A 22,561-nucleotide genomic window follows, 5' to 3' on the forward strand; every position below is an offset into this window, starting at 1 on the left:
AATAAATTTAGAGCAATAATAAAGCTAAAATTTAATATAATCCCACGAAAAAAGGAGAGCTTATGAAAATTTTTAATGCATTTTTTACTGGCATTATATTTGTTCTTGCTCCTATTTTTACGCTATTTGTTGGAATTTACAACAACTACTTTTCGTTTTATGGCATAAATGAGTATTTCAATGTGATTTTTGTGGATAACGTGCCTTTTTTGTGGCTTTTACCTGTGTTTTTTATATTTGGATATTGTTTCTTTTACGCGCCATTTAGGAAAATTTTTAGAGCCTTTTATCTGCTCTTACTTGTGCTTTGCGCACTCAGTTGGTATCCTGATTTTGGACGAAGCTTGGGCGAGGCATATTTTATGAGTAAGCCACTTGAGATGGATCTATCTTCAAATTTGCAAAGCGAGCAAAAAACAAGCGGTAAAGTCCTTTATGACGGACGAAGAGAAATTTATTTTCTAAGAAGTGACAATGATAAAGTCGTTAAAATTTCAAAGTAAAGTTTTACCTTTATTTAGTTACAATGGCATAAAAATTTAAAGGTTTAAAATGCGTATAAAACTTCCACACGTACCTTATGTCTCACATAAAATAGCAATAGATCTTTTAAACTGTGGTTTTGTAAAGTTAAACAAAGGTATTGAGCCAATCGTAGCAAAAGCAAGTGAAATTTTAACTACTGATGTTCAAAAAGAAAGAGCGCTGGACGAGCGAGTAAATGAGCTTTTAGAGAAAAACGAGGACGAGATGCAAACTATGCAAATCGACCGCAAAAATATGTTTTGGCTCGTTAAAAAGAAACTTGCTGGCGAATTTGACGTCATTTTAACTCATGAAGATAGATTTAGCAATGTCGCCCACAAGATACTTGAAGCTATCTGGAAGAGCGATTTGGTCGAGTACAACGTATCAGAAAACCGCGTGAAAAATGTCATTTATAGCTCAATAGATGAGTATCTAAAAAGTTATGAGAAGATAGAAGATAGCGTCTATGAGATGATGCAAAACTACAAACGCAAACTTATCCCTGGAACTGACGAATACGACCTGATTTTCGAGCGTTTGTATCAAGATGAGCTTAAAAAAAGAGGAATGCTTTAATGAAAGCTTATATTTACATTGAAAACGGCGTTTTTTTAGAGGCAAAAGCCTTTGGTGCTCACGGCGAGTGCGCAGGCGAGCTCGTTTTTAATACCTCTATGACTGGCTATGAAGAGATCATGAGCGATCCAAGCTATGCTGGTCAGTTTATCGTCTTTACTATGCCAGAGATCGGTATCGTTGGCATAAATGAAGATGATATGGAGAGCCTTAGAATTCATGCAAGTGGCGTCATAATGAGAAACTACAATGAAATTCCTTCAAACTACCGCTCGCAAAAATCTTTAGGCAAATTTTTCGAAGAGCAGGGTAAATTTGGCGTTTATGATGTTGATACTAGATATTTGACAAAGATGCTACGTGATGAAGGCGCTTTGATGGCCTATATCTCAACGCAGATAAGCGATAAAGACGAGCTAAAACGCAGGCTTGAGAGTAGCGGACGCATAGAAAATATAAACTACGTAAAAACAGTTAGCGCAATGGATGAGTATGAGCATAAAAAAGGCGCTTGGGATAGAAATTTAAAGTCATATAAACCGCTAAAAAGTATCGGCAAAAAGATAGCTGTTTTTGACTTTGGCGTAAAGAGAAATATCCTAAATGAGCTATGCGAAACTGGCCTTGAGGTCATCGTCGTACCACACGATACTAAGGCTGAAGTTTTGATAGATAAATTTAAAAATGGCGAGATAAACGGGGTATTTTTGTCAAATGGCCCAGGCGAGCCAAAGAATTTAAAGGCCGAAATCGCTGAGATCAAAAAGATGATAGAGGCAAAAATCCCGATATTTGGCATATGCCTTGGACATCAGCTGCTTTCAAATGCCTTTGGATACGAGACATATAAACTTAAATTTGGCCAGCACGGAGCAAACCATCCAGTCTTAAATTTAGAGACAAAAGCGATCGAGATAACAACGCAAAATCACAACTACAACGTGCCAGAGAGCATCGCTGAAGTAGCGGTTGTGACACATAGAAATTTATTTGACAATACGATTGAAGGTGTAAGGTACAAAGAATATCCGATCTTTTCAGTCCAGCACCACCCAGAAGCAAGCAGCGGTCCAAACGAGAGCAAATATATATTTAAGCAGTTTTTAGAAATTTTATAATATGCAAAACATAAGCCTTTACATGATTATCTCAGTTGCGCTTTTGAGCAGCTTTAGTCATTGTGTTGGCATGTGTAGCGGGTTTTTGAGCTTGCAGGCTCTATTTTTTAAAGGCAAAAGCAAGAGAGAAATTTTAATGCTAAGCACGCTTTATAACCTAGCTAGAATTTTTGCCTATGTGGCTTTGGGGGCTTTGTTTGGCGCTTTTGGAGCGGCTATTAGTTTTGGTATGCAAGCAAGGGGCGTGATATTTTTCATAGTTGGCTTAGTGATCGCATTTATCGGTATCGCCTTGCTTTTTAGAGGCGAGCTTTTAAAATTTATAGAGAGCGAAAAAGCACTTAAATTTATAGTAAAAATGGCAAAAACAAGCGTGCAAAAGAGAAATTTGGCAAATTTTTTACTGCTTGGCTTTTTAAATGGGCTTTTGCCTTGTGGCGTGGTCTAGCGCTTGGAGTTTTAAGTGCAAATGCAGTCGATGCGTCGCTCATAATGCTTATTTTTGGGCTTTGCACCTTACCAGCGATGTTACTAGCTAGCTTTGTTTTTGGCTTACTAAGAGAGAAATTTAAAGAGATCATGTTTAAGCTCTCAGCTTGCATAATGATCTTAAACGGACTTTATCTATCATTTTTAGGATATAGAGTAAATGTCTAGTTTAAATTTGGATGAAAATTTTCTATCAAGTAGCGAGGGTATGAGGATTGCTAAGCTTGCGATGATGGGCGAGATGATGGCAAATATAACTCACCAGTGGAAGCAGCCGCTAAATGAGCTAAGCTTAGTTTTATACAAGATGAAAAAGCTTGCAGGCAGCGAAGATGGCGAATTTATTGGCTCTTATGAGAGAGCTATGCAGATCATAAAGTATATGTCAGAAACCACTGATGAGTTTAGCTCGTTTTTAAACCCAAACACACTTTCGCAAGAATTTAGCCTAGCAGACGCAGCTAGAGCATCGATACAGATCGTAAAAGGCGTGATGAAAAAAGATGGCATTCGTATAGAGCTTGAAGTGCTAGGTGATTCTAAAATTTATGGTCATAAAAACAGGCTCATGCAAGTCATCATAAATTTACTAAATAACGCAAAAGACGCACTAAATTTACAAAAGATAGAAGAAAAAAATATAAAAATAAAGATTGATAGCGATGAAAAATTTGCTTACCTAAGCGTAGAAGATAATGGCGGTGGCATAGATAAAAATGTGATAGATGAGATATTTAAGCCATATTTTACCACCAAAGAAGACACCAAAGGTACTGGCTTAGGACTTTATATGTCAAAGCAAATAATCAATCAATTTAACGCAGAAATAACAGCGGGCAACAGCGACAATGGGGCCTATTTTTTAATAAAGTTACCACACAAAGGAGAGATAGATGAATAAAATTTTAAAGAACCTAACAGTTTTGCTTGTCGAAGATGATAGCGATAGCAAAAAGATCATGCACGATGTGCTAAGTGACAATTTTGAGAAAGTTTTTACTGCTCAAAATGGCGATGAAGGTTTGAAAAAATTTAAAAAATATAATCCGAACATGGTAATTACAGACGCTTTTATGCCAATTAGCGATGGGCTTGATATGACAAGACATATCAAGGAAATTTCTAAAGACACACCTGTCATCGTCCTAAGTGCGCATAGTGAAAAAGAGACTTTACTAAAGGCGATCGATGTTGGCGTTGATAAGTATCTTATAAAACCTATCATGGCAGACGATCTTTTAAATACATTAGAAAATGTTGCAAAAAATAAAATAGAAACATCAAATATCATCCAAGTGGCAAATGGATATAGCTTTAACAAAATTAAACGCGTGCTTATCAGAGATGGTGTTGAAATTTCGCTTACTAAAAAAGAGCTTGCTTTTATTTCACTTTTGATAAAAAGACTTGGTACGCTTGTGCTTCACGATGAGATCAAAAGCGTCGTTTGGGTTGGTGAGAGCGTTACTGAGGCAGCTATTAGGACTTTTGTTAAGCGTGTTAGAGACAAAGTTGGTAATAGCTTTATAAAAAATGTTCCTGGACTTGGTTACAAAATAGACAGAAGAATTTCTTAGTATTAAATAATTTATATTAATTAAGTTTTTTTATAGATTTCTTATCTTAGAATAACAATTCGTTAATATAAATTTAACTAGGAGGAGAATTGATGCAACCATCTCAGCTGCTACACTATGATTATAGTGTAGCAAAGCTATTTATGTTTGCCACGATACTTTTTGGTATCATAGGCATGGTTATTGGTGTAGTTATAGCCTTTCAAATGGCCTGTCCAGAGCTTAACTACATAGCTGGCGAGTATTCTATATTTGGAAGACTGCGTCCTCTTCATACTAATGGCATCATCTTTGGCTTTATGCTATCTGGCATATTTGCCACTTGGTACTACATCGGACAGCGTGTTTTAAAGGTCTCGATGAGCGAGTCGCCATTTTTGATGTTTATCGGCAAGCTTCATTTTTGGCTATATATGCTTGTTATGGTTTTGGCTGTTGTTACGCTTTTTATGGGCGAGAGCACAGCTAAGGAGTACGCTGAGCTTGAGTGGCCACTAGACATCGCAGTAGTCGTTATTTGGGTGCTTTGGGGCGTTAGTATATTTGGTCTCATCGGTATCCGCCGCGAAAAGACGCTTTATATCTCAGTTTGGTACTACATCGCTACATTTTTAGGTGTTGCGATGCTATATCTCTTTAATAATATGGAAGTTCCAACAAGACTTGTTACAGGATATGGCTCATGGCTACACTCTGTATCTATGTACGCTGGCTCAAACGACGCTTTGGTTCAGTGGTGGTACGGCCACAACGCAGTTGCGTTCGTCTTTACAGTGGCTATCATCGCTCAAATTTATTATTTCTTACCAAAAGAGAGCGGCCAGCCGATATTTTCATATAAATTATCTCTATTTTCATTCTGGGGCCTGATGTTTATCTACCTTTGGGCTGGCGGACACCACCTCATATACTCTGCTACGCCTGATTGGATGCAGACTATGGGCTCAGTCTTTTCTATCGTTTTGATCCTGCCTTCATGGGGTTCAGCGATAAACATACTTCTTACGATGAAGGGCGAGTGGGCGCAGCTTAGAGAGAGTCCGCTTATTAAATTTATGGTTCTTGCTTCGACATTTTATATGTTCTCGACACTTGAAGGACCGATACTTTCTATCAAGTCTGTAAATGCCCTGGCACACTTTACCGACTGGGTACCAGGACACGTTCACGACGGCGCTCTTGGCTGGGTTGGCTTTATGATCATGGCAGCACTTTATCATATGACGCCGCGTGTGTTTAAGCGTGAAATTTATTCAAAGTCGCTAATGGAAGCCCAGTTTTGGATACAAACAACAGGTATCGTTTTATACTTTGCATCTATGTGGATCGCTGGTATCACACAAGGTATGATGTGGAGAGCGACTGATAGCTACGGAAATTTACTCTACTCGTTTATCGATACGGTAGTTGTGCTTATCCCATACTACTATATAAGGGCTATTGGCGGACTTCTTTATCTAGTTGGCTTCTTGATGTTTGCTTATAACATCTACAAATCAACTTCTGCTAAAGCTATCTTAGCAGAGCCAAAAAGCGCTTCGCCAATGGGTGGCGGAGCAAAAGCTAGTGCGGAGGTGATGTGATGTTTGCTTGGTTAGAAAAAAATCCATTCTTTTTTGCGGTTTGTGTATTTGTCGTTATCGCTTACGCTGGCATAGTTGAAATTTTGCCAGACTTTGCAAACAGAGCTAGACCGCTTGAGGGCACAAAGCCTTACACCGTCTTAGAGCTAGCTGGTAAAAACATCTATATGCAAAATGGCTGCAATACTTGCCACTCACAGCAGATCCGTCCGTTTAAGGCAGAGACTGATAGATACGGCATGTACTCGCTAAGTGGCGAATTTGCATATGATCGTCCGCACCTTTGGGGCTCAAAAAGAACAGGCCCTGATCTTATGCGTGTGGGTAACTATAGAACGACTGACTGGCATGAAAATCATATGCTAAACCCAGCCTCAGTAGTGCCAGGCTCGATCATGCCAGCATATCCATTTTTATTTAAGAAAAATGCTGATATCGAGACTGCTTACGCTGAAGCGCTAACGGTTAAAAAGGTCTTTAATACGCCTTATGACGAAAAAGATATGCCAGCACTTGGCACGTTAGAGCAGACAAATGCTAACGTCAAGGCCGAGGCTGCAGCTATCGTTGAAAATATGAAAGATGAGCAGGTAAAAAGTGCTTTTGCAAAAGGTGAAATTCGCCAGATCGTAGCGCTGATCGCTTATCTAAATAGCCTAAAGTAGGAGCGTAAGATGGAAAACATTAGAGAGTTTCAAGCTTATGGCTATTTTTTCTTGACAGCATTTTTGGCGATCACTTTGTATGCCTACTTTTTTCATCTTTATAAGAGCGAAAAAACTGGCAGAAAAAACTACGAGAAGTACTCAAAACTAGCGCTTAACGATGAGATCGGTGGCGAAATTTTAGAGCGTAAGGCTACAAAGGAGAGCGTATGCAATGGCTAAATTTAGAAGATAATGTAAATTTACTAGCTCTTATAGGAGCGGCTCTAATCATCGTGCTTACCATCGTTGTGGCTGGCAGGTACGTGGGGCAGATGAAGGTTAAAAAAGATGAGAGTGTTGAGCTTAGCGAGCACAACTGGGACGGCATAGGTGAGTACAAAAACCCTGTCCCACTTGGCTGGGCGGTCGTCTTTTTGCTAGCGCTAGTTTGGGCGGTTTGGTACTATTTGCTAGGCTATCCTTTAAATTCTTACTCACAAATCGGCGAGTATAACAAAGAGGTCAAAGAAGCAAATGCCAAATTTGAAAAAGAGTATGCAAATCCAAGCAAAGAGACGCTTCACGCTATGGGCGAGAGCATATATCTCGTGCAGTGCTCAGCATGTCACGGCATCACAGGCGATGGAATAGGCGGCAAGGCTGCAAATTTACAAATTTGGGGCAGCGAAAAAGGCATAGTTGAGACTATACTTAATGGCTCAAAAGGGCTTGACTATCCTATGGGCGAGATGCCAGCAGGCTTAGCCGACGCTGATGGTGCAAAGGCGATCGCAGCATACGTAGCTAAAGAGATAAGCGCTATAAAAAGCACTAAAAATGAAAATTTAGTAGCAACTGGCAAAGAGCTTTACGCTGCATGTGCGTCGTGTCACGGCGAAGATGGCAAGGGTATGGATGGCATGTCAGTTGATCTTAGCAAATATGGCTCGGCTAGCTTTGTGGCTGATGTGCTAAATCGCGGCAAAAAAGGAGCGATCGGCACTATGCCTAAATTTAATGATGGCAGGCTAAACGAGATCCAGCAAAGCGCAGTTGGCGAGTACGTCATATCGCTATCAAAGGGCGAATAATGGAAAATAAAAATAGAAACATCTTTGCCTTAAACGGCATTAGCGGGTTTTTAATAGCGGTGGTGCTTTTGCTCTCTATCCTAGCGGTGCTTACATACGTTGGCATCGGCCTGCAAAAAGAGGTCGCAACCAAGCCTTACTCACTAAAAGATGCAGCTAGCATCGAGATGAAGAGCGTTGATAACGCTAAACATGTCATTGTAAAGGAGAAGTGATGCTAGGCATAATAGAAAAAGCCATTATTCTGCTAATAATCGTCGCAGGCGCCATTTGTGCCTGGTCAGTACTTACGCCAAATCACCTATTTGTAGGCTAAGTTTGAAGAAATTTGCACTCATTTTTATCATTTTGCTCTGGCAAAATTTGGCTTGGGGTGCAAATTTCGTTATCAATGATGATGGAATTTTAAGCCAAAAAGTGAGCCAAAAACTAAATGAGATAGGAGACGAGCTTTATCAAAAAAGCGGTATAAATTTAGTGGTTGGCGTATATAAAGATGGCGAGCTGGACGCGCTTTTTAAAGAGCAAAATTTAAGCTCGCCTTTTGTCTTCTTAGCGCTCATAAAAGATAAGCAAAAGGTTGAAATTTTTAGTGGTACAAACACTTCAAAGCTCTTTAACAAGGAGCAAATTTTAAGCGTAAGTCCAGAATCAGGCACAATCATCCCCATTTTAGTCTCAAAAAATGGCAAAGACGTCTATAATGCCGCCATCTTAAACGGCTACGCAGATATCGCCGAGCAGATCGCTGAGAGCTTAAATTTAAGCCTAGAAAGCAGTATTGGCAGCTCAAACAAAACGACCTTAAATTTCTTGCGAATTTTCATCTACGGCTTGATCGCATTTTTCGTTCTCATTATCTTTTATAAAAAGGTAAAAAATGGCTAAAAAGAGCTTTTGGCCTTACGGCATCGTGCTTAGTATAGTGGCTATCATCTTAGCTTGCGTCGCAACCATCGTTGTTGCGATCAACAACCCAGTCGAGATGGATAGTGCTTATATGCAAAGTCACCAAAGCGTCGATGAAAACATCACTTTTATAAAAGAGAGTGAGGCTAGATTTGATGAAAAATTTGAGCTTAAATTTGAGCCAGAATTTAAAGGCTTGCAGGGCAAATTTAAATTTCTTTTAACGCCAAAAAACGGCGAAATTTTAAGTCTTAGCTATGAAATTTTACTAACCCGCCCGCAAACAAATAAAGATAACAAAACATTAAACGCCTCATGGCAAGAAAATGATCTCGTAAGTGAGAGCGTTGGCCTAAAAGAGGGCAGGTGGCAGCTACTTTTAAGGCTTAGCGACAAGCAAGATACGAGATATTATAAATTTGATTTTAACGCTACAAAATAGACTAAATTTGTACCCAAAAGTTTTTTAGCCAAAGTCAAAACCAAATAAATTTACCCGCAAATTCGCTAAATGCCAGCTCAGAGCTCTTTAAAGCCAAAATTTAAGCCCAAACGCTTGCCAGTTTTAACGTATTCTTTAAATTTATAGATAAGAGGCGAGTATTTTTTAGTATCTAGCTTTTCGTCTTTTAACAAATTTTCATCCACAAAGATGCCAACTATCTTGCAAGTGACGATGCAAAACCACCCCTTTATCTCGCACTTTTCTACGATCGTTTTTATCTGTATCTAGCACTCTTTTATGCGCGCGCTTTGGTTTTTGGCGCTAAATTTAAGCAATATAAACCCCGCGGCACCCGAAACTACCGAACCTAGCAAGATAGCGAGCTTGTCGGTGTAGGCAAAGGCGTCCGTGTCGTTGTAGGCTAGGCCGTTAACGAAAAGGCTCATCGTAAATCCTATGCCGCAAAGCACGGCGATGCCGTAAAGCTGGATGAAATTTGACCCCTCGGGCAGCTTGGCTAGCTTAAATTTGATCGCTAAAAAGCTAAATCCAAATACTCCGATTTGCTTGCCGACGAAAAGCCCCAGCGCCGTGCCTAGCGCGACTGGAGACAAAATCTCGTCCAGCCCGACGCCTCGCAGCGAGATGCCTGCGTTTACGAAGGCAAATATCGGCAGCACGCCAAACGCCACCCAGCCGTGCAGGTCGTGCTCGATACTTTTTAGCATAGATTTGCCAGGCTCGTCTTTAAAGCTAAGCGGTATGAAAAAGGCCGCCACGACGCCCGCAAGCGTGGCGTGAACGCCTGATTTTAGCACCGCTACCCACATCACCGCGCCTACGATTAGATAGGCCGCCTTGCTCTTTACGCCGAGTCTGTTTAGTGCGAAAAGCGCGGCTAGGCAAACGCTCGCTACCGCAAGCATTTGGGCACTAAGCTCGCTCGTGTAAAATAGCGCGATAATCACGATCGCGCAAAGGTCGTCGACGATCGCTAGCGTCATGAGGAAAATTTTTAAACTAGTCGGTACGCGAGGCCCAAGTAGGCTCAAAATCCCAAGAGCAAACGCGATATCCGTCGCCGTCGGTATCGCCCAGCCGCCAAGCGCGAAGGAGTCATGTTTCGTAAAAAGATAGAAGATAACCGCTGGCACTATCAGGCCGCCTGCCGCGCCGATGGCAGGCAGCGCGATTTGCGACGGATTTTTTAGCTCGCCCTCCAAAACCTCGCGCTTTAGCTCAAGTCCGATGAGAAAGAAAAATACCGCCATCAATCCGTCGTTTACCCACAAAATCAGGGGTTTGCTTAGTCCGTATTCGCCGAAGCTTACGGTAAATTTGGTCTTTAAAAATTCGTTGTAAAAATCGCTCAAAAACGTGTTTTGACACAGTAGCGCCGCGATCGTAGCGACCATCAGCAAAATCCCGCCGCTGGCTTCGTGTTTTAAAAACTCTTTTATTCCGCCCATTTTGCTTCCTTTTTATAAATCTTGGCGATTATAGCGTATTTTTACGCTCGCATAAAATTCGGGCGAATTTGGCTATAATCAAGTCAAATTTAAAGGTAAATTTAGTAGACGCATCTCTAAAATTTGCCGTGCCGCGCTTGCGGGAGCGGGACGCTTGCGCACGGTTTTTATAGATTAAGGAGCGAAAATGAATGAAATTTTAGATATATGTAAGCGTGCAAAGGCTGTTTGCGGCGAGCTTTTGAGACTTGATAGCAGGGCTAAATTTGCATCCAAAAGTTTTTAGCCAAGGTCAAAACCAAATAAATTTACCCGTAAATTTTACTTTCTAGCCAGCCAAAACTCCAGCTCAAACCTCTTTAAAGCCAAAATTTAAGCCCAAACGCTTGCTAGTCGTGACGTATTCTTTAAATTTATAGATGAGCGGCGACCAATTTTTAGTATCTAGCTTTTCATCTTTTAACAAATTTTCATCTACAAATATGCCAACTATCTTGCAAGTAACGATGCAAAACCACTCTTTTATCTCGCACTTTTCTACGATCGTTTCTATCTGTATCTTGCACTCTTTTATGCGCACGCTTTTTGCATTTACGCCTGGCTCTTTGTGCAAATTTGCTACCTTAAATTTATCACTTTCGTAGCTGTATCCAAGGGCTCTTTTCTCCTCTGGCACATCCTCGTCGCCTGTTAGTTTTTCTATCTTTTTTATAGCTTCAAGCAAGCTCTCATCACATAAATTTAGCGTGATGTCTGAGCCATTTTGGATATTTTTATAGCCTTTGTTATCAACTCCGATGCCAAGCACCACGCTATCTCCTAGCGTCCAAGAGGATGAAAGCACGGTGATATCATCTCGCCCTTTTTGATCTTTTGTGGTGGCAAGTAGGACAGGAAAGCCGTAGTAAAAGCCAGATCTGTTTAACTCTTTATGCATTTTTGCTCCTTTTTATATTCTATCCCCCAGCACTTTAAGGCTTAAATTTTTAATGAATTTAGAAAAATTTTCAAAGCTTAGCTTAAGTGAGAAAAAGCGCTATTTTATCAGCTTTTGGCTATCATTTTTAAAAATTTAAGAGAGAAAAATGCACAATCTAAATCAACTTTTCGTCTTTACAAACTCGCGTAAGATCAGGGAATTTAACGCTGGTTTTAACGACGAGCTAATCCCAAAAAGTCTAAGCATTGCTGAGTTTTATAAAAAGGCCGTTTTTGTAAATGGCCGCTTTGAGTGCGATAGCACCTACGCTTTGGTGCTTATGAACAGAGCCTGTGCCAGCGTCAAAGAGGCAAACTCGGTGCTTAAAATCCCAACTGAGTTTTTTGAGTTTTTGAAAAACAACGACTATCTTTTTTCATTTTTTAAAGAGCTAGCTATTAGCAAAAAGAGCATTGCTGAGATAAAATTTAACGACATTTACGCTGATTTTGAGGAGCATTTAAGCATACTTGAAGCGGTTTTAAAAGAGTATGAGAGCTTGCTTGATAAAGAGGATCTTTATGATGATATAACCTTGCCAAAAATTTACTCCATAAATGAAGCCTACATCAAAAGTTTTAGTGAAATTTCACTGCACATTGATGGCATTTTAAGCGAGTTTGAGTGGGAAATTTTAGAGAAAATTTCAAAACTAACCACGCTAAAGATAATCTTTCAAACTAGCGTTTTTAATAAAAAACTAATCGAAAAGATAAGGCAAATTTCAGCCATTAGCGAGTTTGAAAACTATAAAAAATATGAGCTAAATTTAAACACAAATGAGCTAGTTTGCCTAGAAAATATCACAAAATTTGAGCCAGTTTTAGTAAGAAATTTCGCCACAAGAAGTTTGCAGTGTGCCTATGCTATGGCCAAGGCGAGCGAGTTTGTGCGTGAGGGCATAAAGCCTGAAAATATCGCAGTGATCTTGCCAGATGAGGAATTTAGTGAAATTTTAAGACTGCATGATAGCGGCAAAATTTTTAACTACGCTATGGGTGAGAGCTTTAAAAATACAAAATTTTATGAGGCGCTTTACTACATCACAAGAGCGATCAATGAAGAGGTAAGCCCAGTTTTTGATCAAAGCAAGTGTGAGAGCTACGAGGAGCTTGGCTTTATTTTAAGCGAATTTGGCGTGAGCAAGCAGCTTTTTGAGAAATTTAGGACTAGCTATTTTGAGCTGTGCGAATTTACTAAATTTAAAGAGTTGATGGATGAAATTTTAGCCCTTAGCGAAGAGAAAAAATGTGAAGAGAAGCTCGCACTTGAGCTTTTTAGGATGGAGAATTTATGCAGGTATTTTAGCTTTAGCTTAAAGCAGCTAAGTGAAATTTTCTTGCTAAATATCTCGCGCCTAAGCATCGACGACGTGGGCGGTGGAAAGATCAGCGTCATGGGTATGTTAGAGAGCCGTGGGATGAAATTTGATGGCGTCATCATAGTTGATTTTAACGACAACTTCATCCCCGCAAGAAGCGCAAATGAGATGTTTTTAAACTCAAAAGTGAGGCAAAAAGCTGGGCTTATAAGCTATGTGGAGCGTGAAAATTTGCAGAGATTTTACTACGAAAGTCTCATAAATAACGCCAAAAAAGTGGCGATAAGCTGCTGTGTAAATGAAGAGAGCATACCTTCAAGATTTTTAAAAAATTTCAAAACGATAAAAGATGAGAAATTTAGCGATGAGGCCTATTTGAAGCTATTTTTAAAGGGAGAGGCTAGCTTAAATTTAAAAGATGATGAGATCATTTTAGAGCATGATTTTTTCACAAACCCACTCTCGTTTTCGACGCTAAATTTATTTCTAACCTGCCCAAGAAAATACTACTACACAAAGATAGCTGGCATAAAGCCTGCAAAAGGCGTATCAAAAGAGCTTGGCACAAAACAAGGAAATAGCGTTCATAGCGCACTTTTTGAGTATTACACGAGTGAATTTTATAAGCAAAATAACACCTTTGATCTAGCCGTTTTTAAAGAGATGCTAGCAAAGCAAAATCTTACGCCACTTGAGTTTGAAATTTGGACGCATAAATTTAAAGAGTATGAAATTTATGAAAACGAGCGCTTAAGGGCTGGTTTTAGGGTGCTTGAGTGCGAAAAAGAGGTGCAAAGCGAGTTTTGTGGCGTGCAGATAAAGGGATTTATCGATAGGATCGATGCAAACGCAAACGGCGACGTGCTTATACTTGATTACAAAACTGGCGAGGCAAATGTAAATTCGCTCCAGCTTGCATTTTACGAAGCACTTTACGGCGGAGAGGTGCGAAGTGCCTACTATGCCCTAAAAAAAGAGCCTAGCTTAGTTAGCTCTAAAAAAAGCGTAGATGATCTAAACGGCGAGATAGAAAAGCTAAAAGGCATAAACAAAACCAAGATAAATTTTGAAAGAAAGAGCGGTGCTTGCGCATTTTGCGAATACGCTACACTTTGTAGGAGAGAGTTATGAAAAATTTTTTAGCCCTAAAAGCAAGCGCTGGAAGCGGTAAGACCTTTGCGCTAAGCGTTCGCTACATCGCTTTGGTGCTTCGAGGCGAAAATATAAACGAGATCGTCGCTCTAACTTTTACAAAAAAAGCAGCAAACGAGATGAAAGAGCGCATAATCGCAACTTTTTTGGACTTGCAAAACAAAAAGGGCGAGCTTGAAGCGGTGTGCGCGGAGCTTGATATAAGCCAAGACGAGGCGATAAAAAGGCGAGATGAGAGACTTGGTGTCTTTTTGCAAAGTGAGCTAAAAATTTATACATTTGATGCGTTTTTCTCTGGGATACTAAAGAAATTTAGCCAAAATTTAGGGCTTAGCCCTGATTACAGCGTGCAAGATAGCTTGCAAGATCTGGCGTGGAAAAAATTTGTAAAAGAGGCGAGCAAGGATAAAAAACTTCTTAGCGAGCTTGCCTTAATGATGATCATTTCAAGCCAAAAAGAGGCTAGCTTTTCGCAGACTTTGGCGAAATTTTATGAAAGCTTTGGTGGCGAGCTAAAAGATAGTGGCGCAAGCTATCCAGATGATAGCAAGGTAAGGGCGGCGCAAAGAGCGATAAATGAGCATATAGCCTTGCAAAATGGCGCTAGCGATGTGGCTAAAAAGACATTTGGCGAGCAGAATTTATTTGAGCTATTTAAGAGTAAGGTTTTTGCTAGAGAAAGCCTAGACTACCGCACTTTTAGCAAAATTTACACAAGTGAGCTTGATAGGCTCTTTTTTGAGCTAAAAGAGGCAGCAAAAAACTACATTTTAGAGGTCGAAAAGTATAGGCTAAGTGGCTTTAGCAAGCTATTAAAGCTTTATAAGGCGTCAAATTTGGGGCTAAACAAAGAGATAAATGCGCTAAGTTTTGCTGATATAAACAAGCTGGTTTTTAAGCTTTTGGTGCAAAGCTTAGACAAAGAGGCGCTTTATTTCAGGCTTGATGGCAGGATAAATCACCTCTTAGTCGATGAGTTTCAAGATACAAACGTGATCCAGTACGAGATCATCTTGCCGCTCATCGCTGAAATCGTCTCTGGATACGGACAAAACGGGCTTGGAAGCTTCTTTTACGTGGGCGATACGAAGCAGAGCATCTATAAATTTAGAGGTGGCAAAAAGGAGCTTTTTGATAAGCTTGGAGATGATTTTAGCCAGATAGATATAGAAAATTTGCCAAGCAACTACCGTAGTTTAAAGGCTTTGGTGAAATTTAATAACGCTGTTTTTGAAGAAATTTATCATAGATATGGACTTAGTTTTGAGCCACAAGAGCCAGCTAAAAAAGATGAGGCGCTAAGCTACGAGGTAAGCGGTGAGTGTGCATACTTTGAAGTAGAAAAAGATGACTACGGCTACTTGCGTGTGCTAAGTGATGAAGATATCGCAGGTGCGGTCGTTTCGCAAGCAAGTGAGCTTTTAAAAGCTGGCGTAAATGCGAGCGAGATAACCGTGCTTTGCTGGAAAAATAGCGACATTAGTCTCATCTCAGAAGTGCTTAGCAGCGAGGGGATAAAAAGCGTCAATGAAGGCACTTTGGAGCTAAAAAGAACGCCGCTTGTTGCAGCGATCATCGAGTATGCGAAATTTTGCCTATTTAAAGAAGAAATTTATGAGAAAAATGTAAAAGCGCTAGTAAATGCAAATGTCAAAAAACTAAGCATAAAACCAGAAGAGAGCGCTACAAATAGCCTATTTTACTTAGCTAAAAATTTAGGCATAAGCATGGCAGACGTTGATATCTTGAGGCTGTTTGAGCTAAGCGCGGGGTATAAAAATTTAAGTGATTTTATATTTAACCTTGAAAACTTTAGCTCTAAAATCAGTCCAAAAAGTAGCGACGGCGTGAGAGTGATGACCGTGCATAAGTCAAAGGGGCTAGAATTCGCTCACGTCATAGTTTGCGACATGATGGGCAAGGGCAGGGGAGATGACTCAAATTTCATCACCGAATACAGCGAAAAGGGCGAATGGATCGTAAAGAGTAAAATTTCAGGCAGAGAGAATTTTGATAGCGACTACGCAAGCGTTTTGGAGCAGATGAAAGAGCTTGAAAAGCAAGAAAATATCAATAAAATTTACGTTGCATTCACAAGAGCCACAAAGTCGCTCATCATCATCAAACAAGCCGTCCCAAGCGGAAGTAGCCCAAGCTTTTTTTCATTTTACACAAAAAGCGACAAGAGCGAAGCAAACGACTATCTTGATCTCAAAGAGTTTAGCTTCGGCAAAATTTTGCCTAGCAAAACTGAGCAAAAAGAGCTAAAAAAAGATGAAAAAATGCCTGAAATTTTAAAGATAGAGAGGCAAGAGGTAGAGGCAAGAGAGCAAAAGACGAGTGGGAAAAATTTAAGCGCGATATATTTTGGCCTTGCGTTTCACTATCTGCTTGAGATGAGCGAGAAATTTGACGAGAGCTCGCTTTCTGAAGCTAAAAATTTGATGCTAAATAAATTCCATAAATTTTTGCCGCTTGAAGTCCTTGAAGATGCCTTTAAAAGGGCAAAAATGCTTATAGGAGAGCCAAAATTTATAGAGAGCATAAAGGGCAAAGAAATTTACAAAGAGCAGCCATTTAAAGTAAAAAATGAGCTAAAACAGATGGATCTTTTTTGCTTTAATGAGCGTGAAATTTGTGTTATTGATTATAAAACGACAGATAAAAATATAGAAGAGAACAAAAAGCAGGTAAAAGAGTATAAAGATGCGCTTGCTAAATTTTATGAAAAACATAGTATAATCGCCGTCATTTTCTATGCACTTGAAGGCAAAATTTCATATATTGAAGTTTAAACGCTACTTAATTTAAGCTTTATCAAAGCATTCTTTAAATACAATCACAACTCAAAAATTAACTTGGCAAAGGTAAGAAAATGACAAAAATAACAAAGCCAAACGAAGTTAAGCGAGACTGGATCGTAGTTGATGCAGCTGGTAAGCGCTTTGGTAGATTGCTAACTGAGGTAGCAACTATACTTCGTGGCAAAAACAAACCATGCTTCACGCCAAATGTAGATTGTGGCGACTATGTTATCATCATAAATGCTTCTAAAGTAGAATTTACTGGTAATAACAAAGCTGAAGATAAACTTTATCACAGACACTCAGGATATTTTGGCAGCGTAAAGAGCGAGAAATTTGGCGATTTGATAGCAAATAAGCCAGAAAAACTATTTAAATTAGCTGTTCGTGGCATGCTTCCAAAGACAAAACTTGGAAGAGAGATGATAAAAAAACTAAAAGTTTATGCTGGCAGTGAGCATCCTCATACGGCACAAATAGCTAAAAAAGAAGGAAAATAATTATGGCAAAAGTTTATGCAACTGGTAAAAGAAAAACTGCCGTAGCAAAGGTTTGGATAAAGTCTGGAAGCGGTAAAATCGTAGTAAATGGTATGGATCTTAATACTTGGCTTGGTGGTCACGAGGCTATCAAGCTTAAAGTTATTCAACCACTTTTAGTAACAAAACAAGAGAGTTTAATAGACGTAGTAGCTACAACTTTAGGTGGCGGTTATTCAGCACAAGCTGAGGCTTTAAGACACGGCATTTCACGTGCTTTAGCTGATATGGATGCTGATTTTAGAGCAGCGCTTAAACCAAAAGGCTTACTAACTAGAGATTCTCGTGTTGTTGAACGTAAGAAATTTGGTAGAAGAAAGGCTAGAAGAAGCCCACAATTCTCTAAACGTTAATGGTTTTTTGCAAGTGCTTTTGCATTTGCAAAATTTAGGTTATGTAAATTGTCAGATTTACATTAAGAATTTGGTTATAATTTAAAGTTGATTTATTTTTATTTAGGTAAAATTATAGTCAACATTAAAAATCCCTATTTGAAAGGAATTCTATTATGAAAAAGATTGCTTTAGCTATGGTTGCCGCAACAGCGGTTTTTGCGTCTAACGCAGCATACAACTATGAGATCACTCCAACTATCGGTGGTGTTCATCCAGAAGGAAATCTACGTGTAAAAGACCACAATTTTGTTGGTATTAGAGCGGCTAGAAACCTTGAAGATTTTTTCTTTGATCAAGTTGAACTTGGTGTTGATTACTCTCAAAAATTAAAAGAGAGAACAGGCAACGTTGTAAGAGAGGGTAGAGCTCTTAGATACCACGCTAACCTTGTAAAAAATATCGTTGACTTTGGACCAGTTAGCCTATATGGTTTAATCGGTGCTGGTTATGAAGATGTTCCAGCTATTTTTGTTAAAAACGAAGATGGTGGTTTTGGTCAATATGGTCTTGGTTTAAGATACCAAGTAACAGATAGATTTGCTCTTAAAGCAGAGGCAAGAGACGCTATCAAATTTGAGCACGCTGATCACAACCTATTCTATTCACTAGGCTTTGGCATCGGTCTTGATTCAAAAGCAGCTCCAGTTGTAGCAGCAGCTCCAGTAGCTCCAGCAGCAGCTCCAGCACCAGTTCTTGATGATGACAACGATGGCGTGCCAAACGATATCGATCAATGCCCTAACACTCCAGCTGGTGTAGTTGTTGACGAAAGAGGATGCGAGAAAGTTATCGTTCTTAGAGACCTAGATGTTAACTTCGCATTTGATAGCTACAAAGTTGGACCAAAATATGCAGCTGAGATCAAAAAAGTAGCTGACTTTATGGGCGAACACCCAGATTATAAAGTTGTACTTGCTGGTCACACTGATAGCGTAGGTGCAGAAGCTTACAATCAAAAACTATCTGAAAAAAGAGCAAAAGCAGTGGCTGAGGTTCTTGCTGGTTACGGCGTAGAAAAAGCTAAAATTTCTACAGTTGGTTACGGCGAACTTAAACCAATCGCTACAAACAAAACTAAAGAAGGTCGCGCTCAAAACAGACGTGTTGAAGCTACTTTCAATAAATAATTTTATTATTTAAAATTACTTCTTTAGGGCTTGGCTTCGGCTGAGCCCTTTTTTATTTCTGCGGAGATTATCATGAAAAAAACTATACTTTTTGACTTAGACGGCACACTTATAGACTCTACTTCTGCTATTTTAAAAGGCTTTGATACGGCTTTTTTAGCTCACGGCAAGAAAGAACCTGATCATGATGCATTAAAATCTCTAGTAGGATATCCGCTTGAAATAATGTTTGAAAAACTCGGTGCCAAGAATAATTTAATAGGTGAATATGTAAAAGAGTATAAAGCTTGCTACGAGAAGATCTATTTAGATGAGACTGTGCTTTTACCGCATGCTATGGATGCTTTAAAAGAAGCTAGCACGTTTGCTGATGTTGGTGTTGTTACGACAAAGACATCAAAATTTTCTATCATTTTACTTGAACATTTAGGTGTTATGAAATTTATAAAAACGGTTGTCGGACGAGATGATGTCGTTAATCCAAAACCAGATCCAGAACCTATAAATTTAGCTTTGAAGAGACTAGACAAAGAAAAAGATAATGCGTTTATGGTTGGCGATACCATCATGGATCTAAAGGCTGCTAAAGCCGCTCTTATAACTGGCGTTGGCCTTACATGCGGATATGGCAAAGAGTCCGATTTAAGGCAGTTTAGCGAGCATATATTTGCAAATCCACATGAGGCTGTCGGTTTTATAAAAGAAGCTTGATAGTTAAAATTTATTAAAGCTCTTGAGCCTGACACCATTTAAACGTAAATTTATTCATAAATTTTTGTTTTAACTTATTACAAAATGCTTTGATGGACCAAAAAGAATTTTATAATTTCATATAAAGAATACCTACTACTATTTGATTAATCTAGATAATTCTTGTTTTTAGTAAATTTGTTGTTTTAGATAAATTTGTTAGCAAAATATGCCAACTAATATGCTCGTATTAGAATTTATTAGGTAGGAATTTGTAGGCATTGAAAAAGAGCCGAAATTTATAGACATAGTATTTAATCGAAACTGGCGTGGAGGCTGAGTTCGTCTATAAGATAAGCGAGGGCAGACCAAACATAGAAGATAGGCTTAAAAACGGCGATATCGCACTTGTTATAAATACAAGCGATACTAAATCAAGCGTGGATGATGGCAAAAAGATCCGCCAAAATGTACTTAGATTTAAGATCCCTTACTTCACAACTATCCGTGCAGCACTCGCAGCTGCTAAGTCACTAAGCACAGTTCAAACTGGCAAAGCACTTGAAGTAAAAAGCTTGCAAGAGTATCTAAGCGAGAGATAATAAATTTAGTGGCAGTTTTGGCTGCCACTAGCTAAATTTCACTCTGATTTTTAGCTATTTTTTAAAGCGTCAGCCACCTTTAGAGCGCTTGCAAAGGCAAAATGCAAGTTATATCCGCCAAGCATACCGGTGATATCTAAGACTTCACCTATAAAATAAAGCCCTTTTACGCTTTTGCTCTCTAAGTTTTCGTCTAAAAAATTAGTTTTTACACCACCTTTTGTAACTTCAGCCCTTTCAAAGCCAAATGTCCCAGCTGGGGCAAACTCGTAAGCAAAAAGCCTTTTTATGATACTTTTTTCATAATCACTAAATTCATAATAAGCCCTATCTTTTAAGCCAAAATTTCTTAAAAACTCCAGTACAAATCTCTTTGGCAAAGGCAAAACCGAGCTAAGCTGCTTTTTGCCATTTACTAAATTTTTCTCACTAAATTTAGGCAAAAAATTTATGCAAATTCGCCCCTTTTGCCAAAAGAGTGAGGCGTTTAGTATCGCTGGACCGCTTATGCCTCTATGTGTAAAAAGCAGGTCACCACTAAATTTATGGCTCTCGTTTTTGCCATTTATCTCCACGTCCGCGCTTAGACTAACACCGCTAAGCTCTTTAAACCAAAACTCATCTTTTTGCACGCTAAAGCCAACAAGAGCAGGGGCAGTAGGCGATAGTTCAAGGCCAAATTCGCTAGCTACCTTGTAGCCAATATCGCTTGCGCCAAGGGCTTTGTAGCTTAGTCCGCCACTTGCGATGACCAAATTTCTAGCTCTAAATTTCTCATCTCTCGTTGAAATTTCAAAAATTTCATCTACTTTTTTGGCACCAAGAACCTCTTTGTTATAAAAAATCTCTGCATTTTGCCTTTTTAAAAGCAGGCTCAAAACGCTCTTTGCACCGCTATCACAGAAAAATTGATTTTGCTTTTGCTCGCTAAATTTAAGCTCACTAAAAAATTTCAAAACCTGATCAAAGCTTAGCACTTTTAAAACTTGCTCTATAAATTTCTGCTCGCCAAGGTAGTTTTTAGCGCTTACAAAGCGGTTTGTGATGTTGCATCTGCCGCCACCGCTTGCTAAGATCTTTTTGCCAGCGCTGCTGTTTTTCTCTAAAATGGCAACCTTTTTGCCCTTTAAATTTGCCCCTAAAAAGAGCCCGCTAGCGCCAGCACCAACGATGACGACGTCGTAGATCAAAACTTTAAGCTCTCTTTTAAGGCCGCCTCGCTTGTTAGGCGGGAGTCAAATTTGATCACTTGATTTTTCTCGTTTTTGTAATAATCCACCACACCTTTTTGGCTGTTTAGAAGCTCTAAATTTAGGCTCGCTTCTGGGCTTAGGTAGATATTTTTAAAGATTCTTGGATCACTCAGGCTAAATAGCAAAACAAGCCAGATCACGCAAAGCACCACGCAGACGATGGCAAGCACTTTAAAGTCAAAGGTGTGCATGATGTATCCGCCAAACGCGCCCCCAACGAAGCTTCCAAAGTAGCCAAATGAGTTAAAGATGCCAAGAGCGGTGCCTTTTTGTGAGGATTTTACAAATTTTGTCGCGGTTGATTGCATGATTGGCTCGTGAAGGTTAAAACCTATAAAAAATATCGCGATGCCAACCACAAAGATAAATTTCGTAAAGCTAAGGGCAAAAATGGCATAGGTTAGGGCAAAAAGCAGCGTGCCGGCTATCAAGATGACCTTGCTAAGCCCCTTGCCATCGCCCAAAGCGCCAGCTAACCCCATAGCTAAAAAGCCAAGCACAGCGCCAAGCGTATAGACCTTGTAAAGCTCGCTGCTCTCATAGCCATACTCTTTTACTAAAACGATCGGGATCACTAAAAATGCGATGCTTGTGAGCATCTTTTGCATGAAAGAGGTGAAATTTATGATCATGTAGTCTTTTTGTAAAAATAGCTTGCCAAATGGCACCTTTTCGGCCTTTGCGCTCACTTTTATCTCTTTTGGCACGACGGTGTATAGTAGCACGACGCAAAGCAAGCTAAGAGCGGCGCTTAGATAAAAGAGGCTTGAAAGCCCGTAGTCCTTGGCAAGAAGCGGTCCAAGCACCATCGAAAGCGTGAAGCTAAGCCCTATAAAAGCGCCCATGATCGCCATGGCTTTTGAGCGGTTTTCTTCAGCTACAAAGTCGCTTATCATCGCTGTTGCCACTGCTCCTACAGCCCCCACACCTTGTAAAAACCTGCCAAAAAGCATCGTGTAAATTTCACTTGCTAGAGCGCAGACGATAGAGCCAACCACAAAGATCAAAAGCCCGATGGTTAGGGCTTTTTTGCGGCCGATCTTATCTGAAAGAGAGCCAAAAGGCACTTGAAATATCATCTGTGAGATCGCATAGACGCCTACTATTAGCCCAACTAAAAATTCGTTTGCGCCCTCTAAATTTAGGGCATAAAGGCTAAGCACCGGCAGGACTATAAAAAGCCCAAAAAATCTGCTAGCTACGATAAAAGATAGTGGCAAAACGCTTTTTAACATAAATTTTCCCTTATTTTTAAAAGGACTAAGTT

Annotated in this window: 23 protein-coding genes and 2 pseudogenes; 20 read left to right on the top strand and 5 right to left on the bottom strand. The window is 39.6% G+C overall.

The window, feature by feature from the left end; all coding sequences use genetic code 11:
- The first annotated feature begins 62 nt into the window (after window positions 1–62).
- The 13 genes and pseudogenes from FZ945_RS04030 to FZ945_RS04090 all read left to right on the top strand — a co-directional run bounded on the left by FZ945_RS04030 (window position 63) and on the right by FZ945_RS04090 (window position 8,960).
- Window positions 63–503 (top strand): hypothetical protein, encoded by a 441-nt coding sequence (locus FZ945_RS04030; protein WP_002939255.1) that lies wholly within the window; start codon window positions 63–65, stop codon window positions 501–503.
- 49 nt (window positions 504–552) lie between these two features.
- Window positions 553–1,104 (top strand): DUF507 family protein, encoded by a 552-nt coding sequence (locus tag FZ945_RS04035; protein WP_002939254.1) that lies wholly within the window; start codon window positions 553–555, stop codon window positions 1,102–1,104.
- The gene (carA, locus tag FZ945_RS04040) at window positions 1,104–2,222 is read left to right on the top strand and encodes a glutamine-hydrolyzing carbamoyl-phosphate synthase small subunit (RefSeq protein WP_148802630.1); all 1,119 of its coding nucleotides are present in this window, start codon (window positions 1,104–1,106) and stop codon (window positions 2,220–2,222) included. Before FZ945_RS04035 ends, carA begins: the two co-directional genes overlap by 1 nt.
- A gap of 70 nt (window positions 2,223–2,292) precedes the next feature.
- Window positions 2,293–2,879: pseudogene (locus FZ945_RS04045) on the top strand (sulfite exporter TauE/SafE family protein).
- Entirely contained in the window at window positions 2,872–3,612 is a 741-nt protein-coding gene (locus tag FZ945_RS04050; RefSeq protein WP_148802633.1) for a sensor histidine kinase, read from the top strand. Before FZ945_RS04045 ends, FZ945_RS04050 begins: the two are co-directional and overlap by 8 nt.
- The gene (locus FZ945_RS04055; RefSeq protein WP_103569451.1) at window positions 3,605–4,288 is read left to right on the top strand and encodes a response regulator transcription factor; all 684 of its coding nucleotides are present in this window, start codon (window positions 3,605–3,607) and stop codon (window positions 4,286–4,288) included. Before FZ945_RS04050 ends, FZ945_RS04055 begins: the two co-directional genes overlap by 8 nt.
- A 92-nt stretch (window positions 4,289–4,380) precedes the next feature.
- On the top strand, window positions 4,381–5,871 hold the full coding sequence (ccoN, locus tag FZ945_RS04060; RefSeq protein ID WP_148802635.1) for a cytochrome-c oxidase, cbb3-type subunit I: 1,491 nt from the start codon (window positions 4,381–4,383) through the stop codon (window positions 5,869–5,871).
- Complete coding sequence (gene ccoO / locus FZ945_RS04065; protein ID WP_148802638.1) at window positions 5,871–6,536, top strand: cytochrome-c oxidase, cbb3-type subunit II; 666 nt, start codon at window positions 5,871–5,873, stop codon at window positions 6,534–6,536. Before ccoN ends, ccoO begins: the two co-directional genes overlap by 1 nt.
- Before the next feature lie 9 nt (window positions 6,537–6,545).
- Window positions 6,546–6,758, top strand: a complete 213-nt coding sequence (locus FZ945_RS04070) for a cytochrome c oxidase, cbb3-type, CcoQ subunit (RefSeq protein WP_148802641.1) — start codon at window positions 6,546–6,548, stop codon at window positions 6,756–6,758.
- Window positions 6,746–7,609: a cbb3-type cytochrome c oxidase N-terminal domain-containing protein gene (locus FZ945_RS04075; protein WP_087582960.1), complete on the top strand. Its 864-nt coding sequence runs from the start codon at window positions 6,746–6,748 to the stop codon at window positions 7,607–7,609. The genes FZ945_RS04070 and FZ945_RS04075 overlap by 13 nt, the downstream gene beginning before the upstream one ends.
- The gene (locus FZ945_RS04080) at window positions 7,609–7,824 is read left to right on the top strand and encodes a DUF4006 family protein (protein WP_103634443.1); all 216 of its coding nucleotides are present in this window, start codon (window positions 7,609–7,611) and stop codon (window positions 7,822–7,824) included. Before FZ945_RS04075 ends, FZ945_RS04080 begins: the two co-directional genes overlap by 1 nt.
- A 103-nt stretch (window positions 7,825–7,927) precedes the next feature.
- On the top strand, window positions 7,928–8,497 hold the full coding sequence (locus FZ945_RS04085; protein ID WP_148802643.1) for a hypothetical protein: 570 nt from the start codon (window positions 7,928–7,930) through the stop codon (window positions 8,495–8,497).
- On the top strand, window positions 8,490–8,960 hold the full coding sequence (locus FZ945_RS04090) for a FixH family protein (RefSeq protein ID WP_148802646.1): 471 nt from the start codon (window positions 8,490–8,492) through the stop codon (window positions 8,958–8,960). Before FZ945_RS04085 ends, FZ945_RS04090 begins: the two co-directional genes overlap by 8 nt.
- A gap of 77 nt (window positions 8,961–9,037) precedes the next feature.
- Here the strand turns inward: FZ945_RS04090 and FZ945_RS10110 are convergent, their stop codons facing one another.
- The 3 genes from FZ945_RS10110 to FZ945_RS04105 form a co-directional block, all read right to left on the bottom strand.
- Entirely contained in the window at window positions 9,038–9,166 is a 129-nt protein-coding gene (locus FZ945_RS10110; RefSeq protein ID WP_262367152.1) for a hypothetical protein, read from the bottom strand.
- Window positions 9,167–9,247: 81 nt separating this feature from the next.
- Window positions 9,248–10,432 (bottom strand): Na+/H+ antiporter NhaA, encoded by a 1,185-nt coding sequence (gene nhaA / locus FZ945_RS04095; protein WP_148802648.1) that lies wholly within the window; start codon window positions 10,430–10,432, stop codon window positions 9,248–9,250.
- A 349-nt stretch (window positions 10,433–10,781) separates the two neighbouring features.
- On the bottom strand, window positions 10,782–11,369 hold the full coding sequence (locus FZ945_RS04105) for a flavin reductase (protein ID WP_148802651.1): 588 nt from the start codon (window positions 11,367–11,369) through the stop codon (window positions 10,782–10,784).
- A 148-nt stretch (window positions 11,370–11,517) separates the two neighbouring features.
- Here FZ945_RS04105 and FZ945_RS04110 point away from each other — a divergent pair, with 148 nt between their 5' ends.
- From FZ945_RS04110 to FZ945_RS04140, 7 genes and pseudogenes are all read left to right on the top strand, one after another.
- Window positions 11,518–13,863, top strand: coding sequence for a PD-(D/E)XK nuclease family protein (locus tag FZ945_RS04110; protein WP_148802654.1), 2,346 nt, complete (start codon window positions 11,518–11,520; stop codon window positions 13,861–13,863).
- Complete coding sequence (locus FZ945_RS04115) at window positions 13,860–16,679, top strand: RecB-like helicase (RefSeq protein WP_148802657.1); 2,820 nt, start codon at window positions 13,860–13,862, stop codon at window positions 16,677–16,679. Before FZ945_RS04110 ends, FZ945_RS04115 begins: the two co-directional genes overlap by 4 nt.
- Before the next feature lie 80 nt (window positions 16,680–16,759).
- Window positions 16,760–17,188, top strand: a complete 429-nt coding sequence (gene rplM, locus FZ945_RS04120) for a 50S ribosomal protein L13 (RefSeq protein WP_002939292.1) — start codon at window positions 16,760–16,762, stop codon at window positions 17,186–17,188.
- Between the two features lie 2 nt (window positions 17,189–17,190).
- Complete coding sequence (gene rpsI / locus FZ945_RS04125; protein ID WP_002939337.1) at window positions 17,191–17,580, top strand: 30S ribosomal protein S9; 390 nt, start codon at window positions 17,191–17,193, stop codon at window positions 17,578–17,580.
- Between the two features lie 155 nt (window positions 17,581–17,735).
- Window positions 17,736–18,749 (top strand): OmpA family protein, encoded by a 1,014-nt coding sequence (locus FZ945_RS04130; RefSeq protein ID WP_148802660.1) that lies wholly within the window; start codon window positions 17,736–17,738, stop codon window positions 18,747–18,749.
- A gap of 72 nt (window positions 18,750–18,821) precedes the next feature.
- Complete coding sequence (locus FZ945_RS04135) at window positions 18,822–19,460, top strand: HAD family hydrolase (protein WP_103650286.1); 639 nt, start codon at window positions 18,822–18,824, stop codon at window positions 19,458–19,460.
- Window positions 19,461–19,759: 299 nt separating this feature from the next.
- Window positions 19,760–20,041: pseudogene (locus FZ945_RS04140) on the top strand (hypothetical protein); the annotation flags it as partial.
- A gap of 50 nt (window positions 20,042–20,091) precedes the next feature.
- Here the strand turns inward: FZ945_RS04140 and FZ945_RS04145 are convergent.
- On the bottom strand, window positions 20,092–21,231 hold the full coding sequence (locus FZ945_RS04145) for a BaiN/RdsA family NAD(P)/FAD-dependent oxidoreductase (RefSeq protein WP_148802663.1): 1,140 nt from the start codon (window positions 21,229–21,231) through the stop codon (window positions 20,092–20,094).
- Entirely contained in the window at window positions 21,228–22,529 is a 1,302-nt protein-coding gene (locus FZ945_RS04150) for an MFS transporter (RefSeq protein WP_148802665.1), read from the bottom strand. Before FZ945_RS04150 ends, FZ945_RS04145 begins: the two co-directional genes overlap by 4 nt.
- Window positions 22,530–22,561: the final 32 nt, after the last annotated feature.

It is taken from the genome of Campylobacter concisus, from assembly GCF_902460535.1.
GTDB lineage: Bacteria > Campylobacterota > Campylobacteria > Campylobacterales > Campylobacteraceae > Campylobacter_A > Campylobacter_A concisus_AS.

Excerpts from the sequence above, each read along its gene's own strand:
- FZ945_RS04030 (WP_002939255.1), top strand. The coding sequence starts at position 63 with ATGAAAATTTTTAATGCATTTTTTACTGGCATTATATTTGTTCTTGCT.
- FZ945_RS04035 (WP_002939254.1), top strand. The coding sequence starts at position 553 with ATGCGTATAAAACTTCCACACGTACCTTATGTCTCACATAAAATAGCA.
- carA (WP_148802630.1), top strand. The coding sequence starts at position 1,104 with ATGAAAGCTTATATTTACATTGAAAACGGCGTTTTTTTAGAGGCAAAA.
- FZ945_RS04050 (WP_148802633.1), top strand. The coding sequence starts at position 2,872 with ATGTCTAGTTTAAATTTGGATGAAAATTTTCTATCAAGTAGCGAGGGT.
- FZ945_RS04055 (WP_103569451.1), top strand. The coding sequence starts at position 3,605 with ATGAATAAAATTTTAAAGAACCTAACAGTTTTGCTTGTCGAAGATGAT.
- ccoN (WP_148802635.1), top strand. The coding sequence starts at position 4,381 with ATGCAACCATCTCAGCTGCTACACTATGATTATAGTGTAGCAAAGCTA.
- ccoO (WP_148802638.1), top strand. The coding sequence starts at position 5,871 with ATGTTTGCTTGGTTAGAAAAAAATCCATTCTTTTTTGCGGTTTGTGTA.
- FZ945_RS04070 (WP_148802641.1), top strand. The coding sequence starts at position 6,546 with ATGGAAAACATTAGAGAGTTTCAAGCTTATGGCTATTTTTTCTTGACA.
- FZ945_RS04075 (WP_087582960.1), top strand. The coding sequence starts at position 6,746 with ATGCAATGGCTAAATTTAGAAGATAATGTAAATTTACTAGCTCTTATA.
- FZ945_RS04080 (WP_103634443.1), top strand. The coding sequence starts at position 7,609 with ATGGAAAATAAAAATAGAAACATCTTTGCCTTAAACGGCATTAGCGGG.
- FZ945_RS04090 (WP_148802646.1), top strand. The coding sequence starts at position 8,490 with ATGGCTAAAAAGAGCTTTTGGCCTTACGGCATCGTGCTTAGTATAGTG.
- nhaA (WP_148802648.1), bottom strand. The coding sequence starts at position 10,432 with ATGGGCGGAATAAAAGAGTTTTTAAAACACGAAGCCAGCGGCGGGATT.
- FZ945_RS04105 (WP_148802651.1), bottom strand. The coding sequence starts at position 11,369 with ATGCATAAAGAGTTAAACAGATCTGGCTTTTACTACGGCTTTCCTGTC.
- FZ945_RS04110 (WP_148802654.1), top strand. The coding sequence starts at position 11,518 with ATGCACAATCTAAATCAACTTTTCGTCTTTACAAACTCGCGTAAGATC.
- FZ945_RS04115 (WP_148802657.1), top strand. The coding sequence starts at position 13,860 with ATGAAAAATTTTTTAGCCCTAAAAGCAAGCGCTGGAAGCGGTAAGACC.
- rplM (WP_002939292.1), top strand. The coding sequence starts at position 16,760 with ATGACAAAAATAACAAAGCCAAACGAAGTTAAGCGAGACTGGATCGTA.
- rpsI (WP_002939337.1), top strand. The coding sequence starts at position 17,191 with ATGGCAAAAGTTTATGCAACTGGTAAAAGAAAAACTGCCGTAGCAAAG.
- FZ945_RS04130 (WP_148802660.1), top strand. The coding sequence starts at position 17,736 with ATGAAAAAGATTGCTTTAGCTATGGTTGCCGCAACAGCGGTTTTTGCG.
- FZ945_RS04135 (WP_103650286.1), top strand. The coding sequence starts at position 18,822 with ATGAAAAAAACTATACTTTTTGACTTAGACGGCACACTTATAGACTCT.
- FZ945_RS04150 (WP_148802665.1), bottom strand. The coding sequence starts at position 22,529 with ATGTTAAAAAGCGTTTTGCCACTATCTTTTATCGTAGCTAGCAGATTT.